Source organism: Scytonema sp. UIC 10036 (assembly GCF_009725235.1).
On sequence record NZ_WJFC01000118.1, the window covers coordinates 23,025 to 38,927 of the forward strand.

The 15,903-nt window shown below is 42.5% G+C and carries 15 protein-coding genes; 8 read left to right on the forward strand and 7 right to left on the reverse strand.

The features are described 5' to 3' along the window. Positions 1-681: 681 nt before the first annotated feature. The 6 genes from F7734_RS38505 (at position 682) to F7734_RS38530 (ending at position 6,420) form a co-directional block, all read left to right on the forward strand. Positions 682-936 (forward strand): hypothetical protein, encoded by a 255-nt coding sequence (locus tag F7734_RS38505; RefSeq protein WP_038089243.1) that lies wholly within the window; start codon positions 682-684, stop codon positions 934-936. 3 nt (positions 937-939) lie between these two features. After that, the gene (locus F7734_RS38510) at positions 940-2,196 is read left to right on the forward strand and encodes a murein transglycosylase A (RefSeq protein ID WP_155749714.1); all 1,257 of its coding nucleotides are present in this window, start codon (positions 940-942) and stop codon (positions 2,194-2,196) included. A gap of 116 nt (positions 2,197-2,312) precedes the next feature. Then, entirely contained in the window at positions 2,313-3,353 is a 1,041-nt protein-coding gene (gene lpxD, locus F7734_RS38515) for a UDP-3-O-(3-hydroxymyristoyl)glucosamine N-acyltransferase (RefSeq protein WP_155749715.1), read from the forward strand. 207 nt (positions 3,354-3,560) lie between these two features. Continuing rightward, the gene (gene lpdA, locus F7734_RS38520) at positions 3,561-4,988 is read left to right on the forward strand and encodes a dihydrolipoyl dehydrogenase (protein WP_166482420.1); all 1,428 of its coding nucleotides are present in this window, start codon (positions 3,561-3,563) and stop codon (positions 4,986-4,988) included. 105 nt (positions 4,989-5,093) lie between these two features. Beyond that, the gene (gene trpC, locus F7734_RS38525; protein ID WP_155749717.1) at positions 5,094-6,005 is read left to right on the forward strand and encodes an indole-3-glycerol phosphate synthase TrpC; all 912 of its coding nucleotides are present in this window, start codon (positions 5,094-5,096) and stop codon (positions 6,003-6,005) included. A gap of 163 nt (positions 6,006-6,168) precedes the next feature. Then, positions 6,169-6,420, forward strand: a complete 252-nt coding sequence (locus F7734_RS38530; protein WP_155749729.1) for a DUF5340 domain-containing protein — start codon at positions 6,169-6,171, stop codon at positions 6,418-6,420. 321 nt (positions 6,421-6,741) lie between these two features. On the opposite strand, the gene F7734_RS38535 is transcribed toward F7734_RS38530, so the two are convergent. The 6 genes from F7734_RS38535 to F7734_RS38560 form a co-directional block, all read right to left on the reverse strand. Then, the gene (locus F7734_RS38535) at positions 6,742-6,933 is read right to left on the reverse strand and encodes a DUF2949 domain-containing protein (RefSeq protein ID WP_051077087.1); all 192 of its coding nucleotides are present in this window, start codon (positions 6,931-6,933) and stop codon (positions 6,742-6,744) included. A 531-nt stretch (positions 6,934-7,464) separates the two neighbouring features. Further along, positions 7,465-7,983 carry a DUF192 domain-containing protein gene (locus tag F7734_RS38540; RefSeq protein ID WP_155749731.1) on the reverse strand — a complete coding sequence of 173 codons (519 nt, stop codon included), beginning with the start codon at positions 7,981-7,983 and terminating at the stop codon, positions 7,465-7,467. 230 nt (positions 7,984-8,213) lie between these two features. Then, positions 8,214-8,900 (reverse strand): response regulator transcription factor NblR, encoded by a 687-nt coding sequence (gene nblR, locus F7734_RS38545; protein ID WP_155749718.1) that lies wholly within the window; start codon positions 8,898-8,900, stop codon positions 8,214-8,216. A 198-nt stretch (positions 8,901-9,098) separates the two neighbouring features. Then, positions 9,099-10,016 (reverse strand): NAD(+) kinase, encoded by a 918-nt coding sequence (locus F7734_RS38550; RefSeq protein ID WP_166482418.1) that lies wholly within the window; start codon positions 10,014-10,016, stop codon positions 9,099-9,101. Positions 10,017-10,140: 124 nt separating this feature from the next. Then, the gene (locus F7734_RS38555; protein ID WP_155749720.1) at positions 10,141-11,130 is read right to left on the reverse strand and encodes an SDR family oxidoreductase; all 990 of its coding nucleotides are present in this window, start codon (positions 11,128-11,130) and stop codon (positions 10,141-10,143) included. Between the two features lie 145 nt (positions 11,131-11,275). Continuing rightward, complete coding sequence (locus F7734_RS38560; protein ID WP_155749721.1) at positions 11,276-11,380, reverse strand: PetM family cytochrome b6-f complex subunit 7; 105 nt, start codon at positions 11,378-11,380, stop codon at positions 11,276-11,278. Positions 11,381-11,590: 210 nt separating this feature from the next. On the opposite strand from F7734_RS38560, the gene pdxA reads away from it, so the two are divergent. Next, positions 11,591-12,649 carry a 4-hydroxythreonine-4-phosphate dehydrogenase PdxA gene (gene pdxA / locus F7734_RS38565; RefSeq protein ID WP_155749722.1) on the forward strand — a complete coding sequence of 353 codons (1,059 nt, stop codon included), beginning with the start codon at positions 11,591-11,593 and terminating at the stop codon, positions 12,647-12,649. A gap of 194 nt (positions 12,650-12,843) precedes the next feature. Then, complete coding sequence (locus F7734_RS38570; RefSeq protein ID WP_155749723.1) at positions 12,844-13,374, forward strand: hypothetical protein; 531 nt, start codon at positions 12,844-12,846, stop codon at positions 13,372-13,374. Positions 13,375-13,436: 62 nt separating this feature from the next. Here F7734_RS38570 and F7734_RS38575 read toward each other — a convergent pair whose 3' ends face one another. Continuing rightward, positions 13,437-15,713 (reverse strand): hypothetical protein, encoded by a 2,277-nt coding sequence (locus F7734_RS38575; protein WP_155749724.1) that lies wholly within the window; start codon positions 15,711-15,713, stop codon positions 13,437-13,439. Between the last annotated feature and the right edge of the window lie 190 nt (positions 15,714-15,903).

Sequence of the window (15,903 nt, forward strand, 5' to 3'; positions counted from 1 at the left end):
CTCTCTTTGTTCATTTTAGCTAGGGATGTACTGAATGTACTAACTCTTTACAAAAGAGAAGATTCAACAGTTACAGTGCCCCCTGTTGCTCACCACTTGAGGAAATATCAACTTTAGGTTTGGGTGTTATTGTTTTTTGACGAGACAGATGTGAAATGAACAGCGCTTTGACCTCTTTTTTAACTTGTGTGCTTGATACACTAGCTGCTTAATCTGCCAGGGAAGCTTTGTTGCTTCAATTACTAAATTAACACCTGAAAAATTAGAGTTGTTTTATTTGCAACTAAACTTTACTTTTTAATAGTTGGGGACTGGGGACAAGGAAGACAAGGGGGACAAGGGTGACAAGGGGGACAAGGGGGACAAGGAAGACAAGGGGACAAGGGTGACAAGGAAGACAAAGGGGACAAGGGTGACAAGGAAGACAAGGGGGACAAGGGTGACAAGGGAGAATAACTCTTGCCCAATTTCCTTTTGCCCAATCCCCAAAACCGGGAACTGTTGACAATCCACTCACCGTCATAGGCGACAACTGGGAATGAAGGAAGAGAAGGACGAAATTGCTCCTCAACTCTCCCACTCCCTCATCTCCCTTGCTTTGATATCAGGGTATTTCCCCTTCCCATTCTGGGGGTGCGTAGTTGACAATGGGTTGGATGTTTTTCAATATGGTTTAAAGTTATGCCTAGAACAGCAAATGAGTACGCAGTACACCTACTTATCGAAGGTGGACACCGAGAAGAAGTGCGTTTTCCCACTATTCAAGATTTTCAAAAATGGTATAGTGGCGAACTTATGCCTAAAAGTGCTTCTAATGACTTTATCAGCGTACCGATTAAGAATATTCAAGGTGAATATATGGTAGTGCGTCCAGCTCAGATTCTTGCTATCCGAGTGGAACCTGTTTTTAGTTCTAGTGTGGAAAGATTTGCGTAGATCATGAAAAGAACGCTTGCTTTAGTTTCTTTAAGTCTGGGAATTGCTTTGCTCGCCCCAGTATTATCAGTTTTTGCTCAGGTTCCCGGCTACCCGCCTTACCCAACACGAAATTCACCTGAGACTTGGTCCCCAGAACCAAGCCAACCTGAAGAACGTCAACCGTTAGTACCCGTTGAGCCTGTTGTTGACTGTACCTCAGCCTCTAGATGTTTGGGTTATGACGAACAAATTTGGAGTGCAGAAGGCAGACAGGGTGATTGGAAAGCACTGTTGACATCAATAGACAACAGCTTGCGTTACCTAGGAACTAAAGAAGCTATTGCAGCATATCAGAACTATCCCATTAGAGAGTTTACTCTTGACCGCGTTCGTAGGAGTCTGCTGCGCTTTCGCGAGCTTGTTGTCAGTGCTAAATCACCTGCAGATCTGCAAGCGGCTGTGAGCCGGGAGTTTACTTTCTACCAATCTGTTGGGAACGATGGGAATGGAACTGTTAAGTTTACTGCCTACTATCAACCAGTTTATTCTGCCAGTCGAACTCGCACTTCAGTTTATAAGTATCCTGTTTATGCTTTGCCTCCTAATTTCAAGCAGTGGGCAAAACCACACCCAAAACGAGTTCAATTGGAAGGCAAAAATGGTTTGTTAGGCAATCAAAGCCGATTGCGTGGTTTGGAATTATTTTGGTTTCGCGATCGCTTGGATGCCTACCTAATTCATATCCAAGGTTCTGCCCAACTCAACTTAACTGATGGCTCTGTGACATCTATTGGTTACGCAGGCGCAACAGATTATCCCTGGACAAGTATTGGAGGACAACTCATCAAAGATGGCAGACTCCCTGCAAAGGGGTTAACAATGCCAGTCATGATTAAATATTTCAAGCAAAATCCTAAGGAAATGAACGTTTATCTTCCACGCTGGGAACGGTTTGTTTTCTTTAAAGAAACTAACGGTGAACCAGCTAGGGGAAGCATTCGCGTACCAGTCACAGCAGAACGTTCCATTGCGACGGACAAATCTCTTATGCCACCAGGAGCATTAGCGCTGATTAACGCTAGCTTTCCCTACATCAGTCAAAACGAACGCTTGACTTACCGTACTGTAAACCGTTACGTGCTCGATCAAGATACAGGAAGTGCAATCAAAGGTCCGGGACGGGTGGATTATTTTATGGGGACTGGTAAAATTGCAGGCGATCGCGCTGGTGTAACAGGTGGGAACGGCACGTTATATTATTTATTGCTGAAAGAGTAGGAGCTAGGGACAAGGGAGACAAGGGAGACAAGGGGGAATAACTCTTGCCCAACTCTCCATACCCCATGCCCTATCCTCCATGCCCGTTTTATCCATCACAATAACTAATTATTAGAATGAGATTTAGCGAAATTATACAAAAACTAGGTGATATTGCTGCTTCTAATAGTTTGCTTGTTAACACAGATATCGACCCAGAAATTACCGCATTAGCATCTGTTGATGAAGCAACTAATAATACTCTCAGCTACATAGAAGGAGCAAAATTTTCCTCTTGGGTTGGAAAAACAAACGCTGGCGCTTTAATTTTGCCTAAGGATGAAGCGTTGCAAGCACAAGCACAAGAGCGAGGTATTGTTTGGATCGCAGTGTCGGAACCACGGCTTGCATTTGCTAACGTCATTGCACTGTTTTACCAACCTTGGCGTCCGGCTTCAGAAATTCATCCCACTGCTGTTATTCACCCGACTGCTAAAGTGGGTCAAAATGTTTACATTGGTGCTCATGTTGTCATCCAACCAGAGGTAGAAATTGGTGATGGAGTTTGCATCCATCCCAATGTCGTGATTTATCCAAATTCTCAGATAGGCGATCGCACAACTTTACACGCCAATTGTACTATTCACGAACGCACCCGTATTGGTGCAGATTGTGTCATTCATAGTGGTGCTGTCATTGGTGCTGAAGGCTTTGGTTTTGTTCCTAGTGCCAAGGGTTGGGTGAAAATGGAGCAATCTGGCTGTACGGTTTTGGAAGACGGTGTAGAAGTGGGATGCAATAGTGCTATCGATCGCCCTGCTGTAGGAGAAACACGGGTAGGTCGCAACACCAAGATTGATAATTTAGTCCAAATAGGTCATGGTTGTCAAATAGGTGCTGGTTGTGCTCTTGCAGGTCAATCTGCAATGGCAGGAGGTGCTAAACTTGGCAAGGGCGTTATCTTAGCCGGTCAAGTCGGAATTAGCAATCAAGTGAAGATGGGCGATCGGTCAATAGCATCTGCACAAGCTGGAGTTCATGATGATGTTGCACCTGGAGAAATTGTTTCTGGCTCTCCTGCCGTACCTTATAAAACATATTTGAAGGTATCAGCTATTTTGAATCGCTTACCAGATATGTATCAAACTTTAAAACAGTTACAACGAAAATTTAACTAACCTGCCAAGAGCACAGGAGGCAGAGCCTCCCGTAAGGCATTCCCAGGCTGAGCCTGGGAACGAGGTGACAGCCCATAAAAATCAATGTGGTGAACCATTAGTATCTTAAGTCATAATCTTGATAGCGCAACAGCATACAATTAAGACTTGCACCGATCGTTAGGTCAGTTAAAAATAAAGTTGGTGAATGCACGCGGGGAAACTAACGTGAGTGAAGGGTTCGATTACGATTTAGTGATTTTAGGCGCTGGAGTGGGCGGACATGGTGCTGCTCTACACGCCGTTAGCTGCAGTCTCAAGACAGCAATTGTCGAAGCGGCTGATATGGGAGGAACTTGTGTTAACCGAGGCTGCATTCCATCTAAGGCACTGTTAGCAGCATCTGGGCGGGTGCGGGAATTACGTAATGCTCATCACCTCAAATCCCTGGGTATTCAATTGGGAAGTGTTGAGTTTGACAGACGCTTAATTGCCGATCATGCCAACAATCTTGTGGCAAAAATTCAAGGTGACTTAACCAATAGCTTGAAGCGCCTAGGTGTTGATATTATTCGTGGTTGGGGTAAAGTCGCAGGGACACAAAAAGTTAGTGTCACAACAGATAGCGGTGAAAAAATTATTACGGCTAAAGATATTATTCTTTCCCCTGGATCTGTACCTTTTGTTCCTCCGGGTATTCAAGTAGATGGCAAAACAGTTTTCACAAGCGACCAAGCAGTGAAATTAGAATCGTTACCAGATTGGGTAGCAATTATTGGCAGTGGTTACATTGGATTGGAATTTTCTGATGTTTACTCGGCATTGGGCAGTGAAATTACTATGATAGAAGCCCTAGACCAACTTATGCCGGGATTTGACCGCGATATTGCCAAACTTGCGGAACGGGTTCTCATTACGAACCGTGACATTGAAACTCACGTAGGAATATACGCGAAAAAAGTGATTCCCGGTTCACCTGTCATTATTGAGTTAGCTGATTTCAAAACCAAAGAAGATGTGGACGTACTGGAAGTCGATGCTTGCTTGGTAGCAACCGGACGCATTCCCGCTACGCAGAACTTGGGTTTAGATTCTGTAGGCGTGGAACTCGATCGCCGGAATTTTATTCCAGTGAACGATAATATGGCTGTGCTTTCTGTCGGTGAACCAGTGCCACACTTATGGGCTATAGGGGACGCCACTGGTAAAATGATGCTTGCCCATGCTGCTTCAGCTCAAGGGATTGTAGCTGTGGAAAATATTTGCGGGCGTCGTAAAGAAGTAGACTATTCCAGCATTCCCGCCGCAGCATTTACCCACCCGGAAATTAGCTACGTTGGCATGACTGAAACGGCTGCTAAAGAAAAGGGTAGTGCAGAAGGATGGACAGTAGGAACAACTAAGAGTTATTTCAAAGGCAATTCCAAAGCCCTAGCTGAAGGTGAAGCAGATGGTATGGCAAAGGTTATTTACCGCAAAGACACGGGAGAGGTTTTAGGCGTCCATATTTTTGGAATGCACGCTTCCGATATTATCCATGAAGCCTCAGCAGCTATTGCCAACCGTCAATCCGTCCACACCCTTGCTCATCTAGTTCACGCCCACCCAACACTTTCTGAAGTGTTAGATGAAGCATACAAACGAGCAGCAGCTTAATAAATGATGAATTATGAATGATGAATGCTGAAAATTTGGCAATTCATAATTCATAATTCATAATTCATAATTCATAATTCATAATTCATAATTCATAATTTTTTTATGCAAATCCGTCGCCGTCGTCCTAACCCATCTGTGGCTGTTTCTATAATGCTGTATCAGGTTGCTGTGCCTGATGCTCAACCAAACAACATATTAGAGGAAATTGTTTGGCACAAAGAAGAAGAAGTTGACTTAATGCGGGAAAAACTCCCCCTACAAGAGTTGCAGCGTCAAGTATTGGATGCACCACCAACTCGTGATTTTGTAGCTGCACTGCGTCATGGAAAAACACAGCCAGCACTGATTGCTGAGGTAAAAAAAGCTTCTCCGAGTAAAGGGGTTTTAAGGGAGAATTTTGATCCAGTGGAAATTGCACTAAAATATAAACAGAGCGGTGCGAGTTGTATTTCGGTACTTACTGATGAAAAATTTTTCTCTGGCAGCTTTGAAAATTTAATCAAGGTTCGCTCTACAGTAGATGTACCGTTGCTATGCAAGGAATTTGTCATTTATCCTTATCAAATGTATAGGGCACGTGTTGCGGGTGCAGATGCAGTATTGTTGATTGCAGCAATACTGAGCGATCGAGATTTACAATACTTCATCAAAATAGCCAAAACCCTAAAAATGGCAGCTTTGATTGAAGTTCACACTATAGAAGAACTCGATCGAGTCTTAGCTCTTGATGGTGTGACTTTAGTAGGTATTAACAATCGCAATTTAGAAGATTTATCCGTTAATTTGCAAACCACCTGCGAGCTTATAGCCGCTAGGAGTCACTTATTACAAGAGCGTAACATTCTAGTTGTGAGTGAGTCAGGGTTCCACACTCCAGAAGATTTAGCAATAGTAAAACGTGCAGGAGTATCTGGTGTCCTTATTGGAGAGTCTCTTGTAAAACACCCAGATCCAGGGGAAGCAATTACCAATCTCTTCGCTAAATCTTCACCGCCCGCTAAATTAGGGCTTTAACCAAATCATTTTTGCTTATGTAACAATTTATTTAATGACAAATCACCAGAAGGATAAAGGCTAAAGGATAAAGTAAGAAAGGTTTATGCCTTGCAATTCTTTCATCCTTCAGACTTTATACTTCGGTAAACTCATCCAAAAATATCAATCAAAAACTAATTACATGGAGCAACTTCCTCTGCCTTCACCTGTCCACTACGAACTTATACTGCAACTGCTAGAAAGGCAGACTCTGTCAGCAGTCGGTAGCAACCCAAATTTAAGGAATCAGGTGAACCAGCTCATTATTACTCTCAGAAAAGCCGTTGCACAACAAAAGCAATTAGAAGAAGCTTGCCAATCATCCTCGATAGAGGTAGACCATCGTTGGTCGCTCAATCATCTTAACACTGAACAAGTTGTTACCCCTGATTGATAAAAAACTTCCACAATGAATTCCAATAGGGCAGTTAACTTCGCCTTCACTAAGACAATTTGCAATTCGCAATTGATTTTTCTATTGATTGCAATTTGCGAATTGGTGCAATTTTTTACTTTTCAAACACCTACCATCTACCACCCACTAACCACTAACCACTAATCAAATGAGAAAGCGGGCTGAATAATTCGCCCGCTTCTCAAATTTATTATGTTTGACAAAGCTATCAGGTATGCAATTTATCTCATCATGAATCGACCTTTGTAAAAGGCAGGGCAAGTCCCGCATAGTAGATTATCCTCAACAATCATCAAATAACTATGCGGTTTCTAACCAGTCATATATTTGCTCTAACTGGTCGATGGTAATCAAGCCATACTGCCAAAGAATCATAGGTAAAGGACCCGGATCTTGCTCTCTATGGCGAAGAGCAACTGCCATGCAAGCTGTTGAGATTGCTAAATCTTCCTGCAAAAAATGAATAAACCTAGAATATGTTGATGGTGACACCCTTTTTGACCCCCTAAATTGAGAATGGAAGTGTACTTAAGTATATCAAGTAAAAATTTTTCCGACACCGATGTGTTTGTTAATGCAAATTTCGCATCGGCAAACACTTGTATCGGTTCCCTGATTGTATTGAAAAAGGCGGCTTATATTAAGCCAAGCTCATGTGCCATTCACTTTCAAGTGTTAAATAGCACAAATTCTTGTTCGATTCGGCTTTATCCTTTGTACCTTAGTACCCCAGTTAACTACACCTACACTAAGAAAGATTCCTTAGATAATACTCCTCTATTGACTACACTTTACACTTACGTCAAAAGAAATATATTTTGTAGTCTGGAGTTCAATCTAGTATCTGACTTAAAGACAGCATCGCTTACTGGTACGCATTGTATCAAATACTAGTCTTATAAAGGCTCTCTTTACAGATACGTAATATTTTTTTTACAAATTCTTGAAAAAGAACCCAGAGTACAGAATATTACAGGGAAGCTATTCTGACGCTTGAATTCTCACTTCTTTTTTCAAAAAACTTTATTTCGAGGAAAAACCAGACTTAAGAAATTCAATTTTGACACGAGTTCCTTCTTTCAAACCAAGTTCAGATGCTCGCCCAGAACGCAGTTCAATGACTTGGTTAACTAGTGTATCAGGACCGTAGCTAGGACAATTGATGGTGTTACAAGGAGGTACGGAAACAGCAACGGACTTTACAACACCATCAAGCATAAAGACCATATCGAGAGGAACAGGTACATTCTTCATCCAAAAACTAGCACGAAAAGGTGACGGAAATTGAAAGAGCATTCCTCTATCGTCAGGTAAAGCTGGTCGAAACATCAAACCCATTGCTTGTTCTTGGGGTGTCCTTGCGACTTCCAATTGAATTTTTGCACCATTGGGAAAATTTGCAACAGCTGAAATTGGTAACTGTTGACCTCTATTGCTTATAAGTGGCGCTTTCTCCTGATTCTCCTGATTCATAGGTGCTTGAGTTTGAGAACTAGGAGTACCTGTAGGCGATACTGCTGGTGTCTGAGTAGAACAACTCATCAGCAATACACTCAACACTATTGATAGCATACATAGCCAATTTATCATAACAGGTTTTGTTAGTTGTTGGTGGTTAGTTGTTAGTTGTTGGTGGTTAGTTGTTAGTTGTTGGTGGTTAGTTGTTAGTTGTTGGTGGTTAGTTGTTAGTTGTTTACTACAAATACTACTAACTACTAACCACTAACTACTAACCACTAACCACTAACCATCAACCATTAACTATTCTTATTCTAAGATTCTCTCAAGACGTAACCTACGCCCCGTACTGTTTGAATAAGTCGCTTTTGACCTTCATCTTCTATTTTTAACCGTAAGTAGCGAATATAAACTTCAATCACATTTGATTCGCCCATAAAGTCGTAACCCCAAACATTTTCTAAAATTTGTTCGCGAGTTAAGACTTCACGAGGGTGTTCCATCAGATACTTAAGAAGTTCAAATTCTTTCATCGTCAAGTCAATTGCTTTGCCGCTAAGCACGACACGACGAGTTGCCATATCTAAAACTAAATCTCCAAATCGCAATTGTTCGGTTGTATCGACATCGGGTTTTAAGTACAAGCGAACTAAGTTCAAAAAATCTTCCGATCTGTATGGCTTGAGAAAGTAGTCATCTGCTCCTGCTTCCAAACACGCTACGCGATCGTCAACCGTATCCCTTGCCATCAAGACTAACACGGGCGATCGCGCTCCAGTACTTCTAAAACTTTTACACAATGACAACCCAGACTCTCCTGCTAGCATTCGGTCAATCACAATCAAAGCGGGTTGACGTTCTCGACTGTGTTGTATACCACTCACCCCATCATGAGCCACAAGCGGCTCATAACCTGCTTCCTTTAAATCAAAAGCTAGCTGATTGGCAAGGCTTTCGTCGCTTTCAATAACTAAAACACAAGGAGTGTGAGCAACTGTCATATAAATTCTATACTTTAGATTTTAGATTCCAGTAAAAATGCAATTGTTTCCTAAAATAAAAAATCTTGATTTTACACGCTGCCTACTCAGTTGTAACACATACAAGTATCAGCTGATAAATCAAGACAGTGACCAATGACAAATGACCAATGACCAATAACCAATGACCAATGACCAATGACAAATGACCAATAACTATTATGGTAATTCTACAGATGTTGGTTTTGCTATATGTGGTAAACCCCAACCTAATTTTTCTCGCAAGATTCTGAAAAATTCTGGAGGTTGCAGGCGGATAAATCGGGCGCTGTATTGCGATCGCTCCAAATACACTCTATCTTCTGGAAGTACATAGCATCCACCATTTCCATCTACCACCATTACCAACCGAGGAGTATTAACGGGGTAAATATTGACGGGTTCGCTATCTGGAAAAACCAACGCCCTAGAGGCTAGAGAATGGGGACAAATGGGTACGAGTTGCAATACTGGTACACCAGGAGTAACTACCGGACCACCTGCACTTAAAGAATATGCTGTAGAACCAGTTGGCGTAGATACAATCACACCATCAGCTGCAATATCAACTGGTGCGTGATGACCTATGACTATTTCAAAATGGCACATAGAGGTCAACGGTTCTCTATGTAGCACCATTTCATTTAAACAAAGGGCTTCCCAGAGAGCAGCATCAGAGCGAAACACTTTGACGCTGAGCATTGCTCTCTCTTCAACCTCATATTGACCCGCCAAAAGCTGCTCTATCGCTTGGGGTAGCTGGTTTAAGTAAGCCTCCGTCAGAAACCCCATGTGACCCGTGTTTACCGTTAGTATCGGAATACCACAAGGAGCTACGAGACGGGACGCTGCTAAAACCGTACCATCGCCGCCTAACACCACAGCAAATCTCATTTCTGAGTCAAAGCCAGGAGGTGTTAGACCTTCAATCGGGGTGTGACATACGGGGCTTTCAGGGGTTGAATAGCCCAATATCCCACCGACACCACTTGTCATGCAAACATCCCAGCCTGCAGTGGTGATCTTTTCCTTTAATTCGACAGCGATTCGACCCGCTATCGGTTTCACATCATTGTATATAATGCCTGCTTTCGGCACACTCAAACATCCAATTCTTAGCGACTCGCCTTCTTTAAATAATCGTTACACATTTTGGACTGTTTTGTCCTTTGTCATTTGTCCTTTGTCATCAGTCAATTGTGTAACCGGGATTGACCGACAACTACTGACTGTTAAGTTTTTTAAACGGTGTTTTTTTGGGTTTTTGTTTTTTAGTGTTGGTTTGTTCGTAATCTAATTCTTTAAGTTTCTTCATTATACGACTGAAGTACTCTTGTAAGTAAGTTTCTAAAGTTGTTGTTTCGTTTCGATCTAACCCAAAGGTTGTGTAAACTTCATCCATGGGCGCAGTTAAGGGCTTCCCACTTGCCAAAACTTCTGTAAAAGCCAGGCGATCTGCTACATTCCACCCCCACTGGAAGAACCGCAATGCACGGCGCATAGTGCGGAGTAAGTTAATTGGCATTCTCGTTATCCTAGCTTCTTTTCCTGCTAGACGTTCGCAAAGACTGATAATTTCCTCTGCACTCCAAGCACGAGTTCCAACGACAGGAAAAGCTTTTTTCTCCGTTTCTGGTACTTTCAAAGCCCGAATAGCAAATTTGGCAATATCCTGAGTATCCATGTAGGCAATGGGTGAAGATTCACCTGTTACCCAAACAGGCTGTCCTTCTAAGACAGGAATTCCATACTGACCGATTAAGCCTTGCATGAAACCAGCTAGACGTAGTATGGTGTAGTTCAAACCTGACTCTGCCAAAAACAGTTCCGTACACCGCTTAATTTCCATTAACGGCACTTCTGGGTACTTGTCAGCATCCAATATGGAGAAAAAGATAAAACGCTCTACACCAGCTGCACGGGAAGCTTGGATTAGAGAAACTTTACCTTCCCAATCTACCTGCTTGATACTGAGCGAATCTGTAGGACGAGATGTTGCCGCATCAATCACTGCGGTTACACCCTCAAGTGCTGATTTCAGTGTTTCGGGGTAAGACAAGGAACCCGGTACTAACTCCGCTCCCCACTCTTTCAAAAACGCGGCTTTCTTAGCACTCCGGACAAGACAACGAACTTTATAACCCTCATCGAGCGCACGACGAGCTACTTGCCTTCCCAAGGTGCCAGTGGCACCGACTATTAATAATGTCATGAGAGTTTGTAACAAAAATTATTATAGAATATTATCAGAATAACTCATGTCAACAAAAATTTACACGGGGAAGCACTAAGGATAAAAAGTCAGCACTTTAAACAACGAAGCTGCGTTTTATCCTTAGTTCCTTACCTTGAGGCGGTTACTCTTCTGCTCCTTGGATCTTTAACAACAATGTACCTAAAGCCCAGCCTACAAAGATCAAACCGAAAGAAAGTAGAGCTGCATTCAACATTTCGCCGCTCATAAGCTCAAATCTCCTTTGTAAAGTGTTTCATTATGTTAAGTCTACCAGATGCTTGAAAGCACTCCTTTAGGATTAGACTTACGTTAAGAATTGTAAAGGAGAATAGGGGGTAGGGAGACAAGGGAGACAAGGGAGACAAGGGAGACAAGGGAGACATGAGAGAATAACTCGTACTCGCTCCCTACCCTCTACCCCCTACCCCCCCACATTATGCATAAACTACGTTTAGCACTAACATTAGGAGATCCTGCTGGAATTAGTCCGGAAGTTATTCTAAAAGCTTTAGCAGACCCAGCAGTCAGCAAAAACTGTGATGTCACAGTGGTAGGTAGTCGCGATTTATTGGTAAAAAACTATACTAATATTTGTGAAGCAGGAAATTCAGAACTACTGGTCAATCCAGAAAAACTTTCCATTCTTGATGTACCAGCAGCTTTGCCTTTTCAAAATCATATCGTTATCGGTCAGGGTAATGCAGCGAGTGGCGCAGCAAGTTTTGCTTACATGGAAGCAGCTATTAGTCATACACTAGCAGGTCAGTTTGATGCTATTGTGACCGGTCCAATAGCAAAATCAGCATGGAAAGCAGCAGGATATAACTACCCAGGTCAAACAGAACTGTTGGCAGAAAAGTCAGGTGCAAAACGGGTGGGTATGTTATTCGTAGCGCGCTCGCCTCATACAAACTGGTTACTCCGCACGTTGCTGGCGACAACACACATCCCCCTCAGCCAAGTCCCGCAAGTCCTGACACCGCAACTTATGACAGAAAAACTGGATTTGTTGGTAGAGTGCTTGGAAAAAGACTTTGGGTTGAAAAAAGCAAGAATTGCGATCGCAGGTTTAAACCCTCACAGTGGCGAACAGGGACAACTAGGATGTGAAGAACAAGAATGGTTAATCTCTTGGATAGAGCAAGAGCGTAAAAATCGTCCAAACTTACAAATAGACGGTCCAATTCCACCAGATACAATGTGGGTCAAACCCGGTCAAGCCTGGTACGGAAATGGCGCAATCCAAAATCCTGCTGATGCTTACCTTGCTTTGTACCACGATCAAGGTTTAATTCCAGTAAAACTTATGGCTTTTGATCGAGCCGTCAATACGTCCATAGGGTTGCCTTTCATTCGGACATCCCCAGATCACGGTACTGCATTTGATATTACAGGTAAAGGCATAGCTGATGCGACAAGCATGAAAGCAGCAATAGAACTGGCAGCGTTCTTAGTGAGCGAGCGACTGAAAGCAAAAATAGGGAGTAGGGAGTAGGGAGTAGGGAGTAGGGAGTAGGGGGACAAGGGGGACAAGGGAGAAGTACTAATCCCCATTGCCCTCAACAAGGAGGGAATACCGAGTTCCCCAATCGCCGATTGCCAATCTCTATAAAAAACTGAACGATCGTAGCAACGAGAAGCGGTAATGGTACGATTGTCCACGGCGTCTTCTAGCTAAAAGGGGCAACCATGAGTAACAGAAGTAACCTCCTTCGTAATGTACTAATTGGTGCGGGTGTTGCAGCAGTTGGTGCTATTGGAACCAAAGCAGCAGTTGATTATTTTAAAAATCGCGGACAAGAAGAAGTTGTTGGTACGCGAGGTGGCGAAGAAGCTGATGCGGAAGCAACCTCTCCAGAGGAAGTTGCTTATGCAACAGTAGAACCAAGTTCTGTTCAAGATTTTTTGGACAAAAGTTTTGGCGACCCCGGTCGTTATGTTCCCACTCGTCCGCCAAAGGTATTTGATTATCAAGGCAAACAGTACATGGTGATTTGGGCGCGTGACAACCAGAAAAACAAAAATCAGATGTTGGCTTTTGCTTATGTAGACCAAAACCGCAAAATGATTGCTAGTGTTGGGTATACCAATGAAAAGACAGACTACAACCTCCATTTGGATGGCACACCTTTTGCCGTTGAAGTCAATGGTCAGCAACTGACATCGGGGCAATCAGAAACTGGTGGAACCGATGAAGTTGATTTTGTTTTGGCTGCTTAGTTAATAGCAATTAACATTCTCCCCGGCTAACCTAGTGATATAGTCGGGGCATGAAGCAATCATCAAGCTATGGTTGTTATATAATAAACGTGGTATTTAACAGCTTGTAGACGACGAGTTTTCCAACTTTTAGTCGTTGTTTCATCACGCACTACTGAATTACGAGGAAGTTGGAAATCAAAATTTTGGAAAGCCCAAAGAACTTGCTGACGTGCAGTACGGTATACAACACCGTTTTCATTGGGTAAAATCTCGCGATTAATCATTAAACCATTAACTTTATTGAATACCTTAAATAGTGAAATATGCCAAGTGTTTGGTTTGTCGAAATCACCACGCACGCTACCGTAGTTAAAGCTGATTTGCTCGGTCTTGATATCCCAAAATACGTACCACATCATTCGGTAAGCCAAACCACGAAAAAATATGTCATTGGGATCGACTCCTGCTTTCTGTAAAGCTACCGTATCGAAATCAGTCAGACAATCCATCCACAAGGGCAAGTAATTCAGCTTGGCTAGAAGATTGGGACCAGTGCGATGGATTCCGAATACGCCGATATCTTCTCCACAGTAGCGGTAGCCAATTTTTTGCATTTCTGTCATCAATTTTAAATGAGCATGGTACTGTGACAAAATTGCGGCAGGTGGTTCATTTGCAGGACGCTGGGTAAATAGTTGTTGACTGTTATTTGCACCTGCATTTCTCTCACCAGTATCTGCAAGTTGGATAAAGTGGAATTTATCACTAGAGAGATTGGTTGAACTATCTAAGAAAATAGCCTCAAGCCCTATTTCATCATGTGCTTCCTTCCAACGCTTAAGCCAGTATTCGCGTATAACTGGATCTCGTAGATTGAGTACGGCGAAAACTGGTGTGTAGTGATCGGCTTCAATAGCATTGGAAGGATTGCGAACAAAAGGGTCTTGCGATCGCTCTATCGCTTCCATTATCGATCCTTCTTTCGGTAAATAGTCAAGGCGATTTTTTACACCATTGCGCTCCCATTGTTTGAGACCAAAAGTTGATAAAGCTGTATTCCCCCACATCTGAACTATACCGCCACCAGCTTTTGTTTTATTACAAAAATTCCGCAAATTTTCTTCACCAACTGAATCGGCAACCTTCAGGTCAATAGTGCATGCCATGTTAGCAACCCCAAAGGTATTCATATTATTTTGGAAATGGTTTGCTAATGCAACCATTTTTACACCAGCTTCTAGTATTTTCGGTAGGGCAACTTCGGTGTAACGTTTTAAATCGGCATTATCCCATTGTTCAATCAGCGAGTAAGTTGTTATTCGTTCGCGACGCATACCTATATCAGCGTGCAGCGTTTCGTGTACTAATTCTCGTACTGCTTCATAGGCATTGGTTTGCCCAATGCGATCTAGTTCTCCTGGTGCCCACAGGACTTCCATCGGTGAGGTTACCAATTCTTGACCGAGATCGGCGCAGTGTTGGTGCCAGTGAATAATTTCATCCACACCACGGGGTTTTTCAAACAGCGAACGGATATGACTGACTTTTGTTGCCCAAGTCACTAATGTACCGGATCGCCCTGATGTAAAGGTAAAGCCTTGTAAAGCTGTTTGCAATGGTACAAATTGAAAGACACTGGGATTTTTAGCAGAGGGCAAATACCATTCCGTAGAGTACAATTCTTCTACTGAATTAATGGACGCAATAGAAGGTGTAAAAGAGTTACGCATCCAAAACTCATTACCTACTGCACGACCATCTAGTTCCCAAGTACCGCGATCGAGTATTTTGTAAATAGGAATAGTTTGGCTTTGGTAGCGGTATTGATAACTTAAGCCTACGTATTTGCGATCGCCTATACTACGGGTGACCGGACGAATTTCCAACCATAAAGCAGTATCAGTGGCTTTTTGAGGTTCGGCAGCCCAATCGGATGTGTTGTAACGGTTCCGAACAGTATGCAGCATCCACTCCATAAGACCACCTTCACGGTAATCCATGGAGAATTTCAGCTGTACTAAATTATTTGTAATTTTTTGTTGTGCGATCGTGTAATTGCAAAGAGTCACTGCACTGGGATTACAAATCTCCACAAACATTGGTCTTCGTCCACTTCGCAATAAGACATTTCCTGCCTTGATTTGACCAATGCCAAGAAATTTATCATTACGCGTGACTAATTCTAGTGAGATCCCATTGGCAAATGTCACCAGTTGTCTAAATGACACTGGTGTTTCTTCTGAAGGTTCTACAGGCGCTGCCATTGTCTGCCTTCCCCGATTCAAGATTCCCATGACACCGCCAACAACTCCTGAAAGGGTTCCTAGCAAAAACTTACGGCGGTTAGCATCCTTCATACTATGTATATTTTTCGGGTAGTCTTTTGCATGAGTATAACTGAATACTTTATCTCTTTTAATAAAGAAAATTTGAATTTGCAAAGTGTATATAAAATCAAAGCAACCAATATAGTGCTTAACAAAAAATCCTTTGAGAAAAGCAAAGTTGTATTTGATTTCTTAACTATTTTAATAATTTTAATAACAT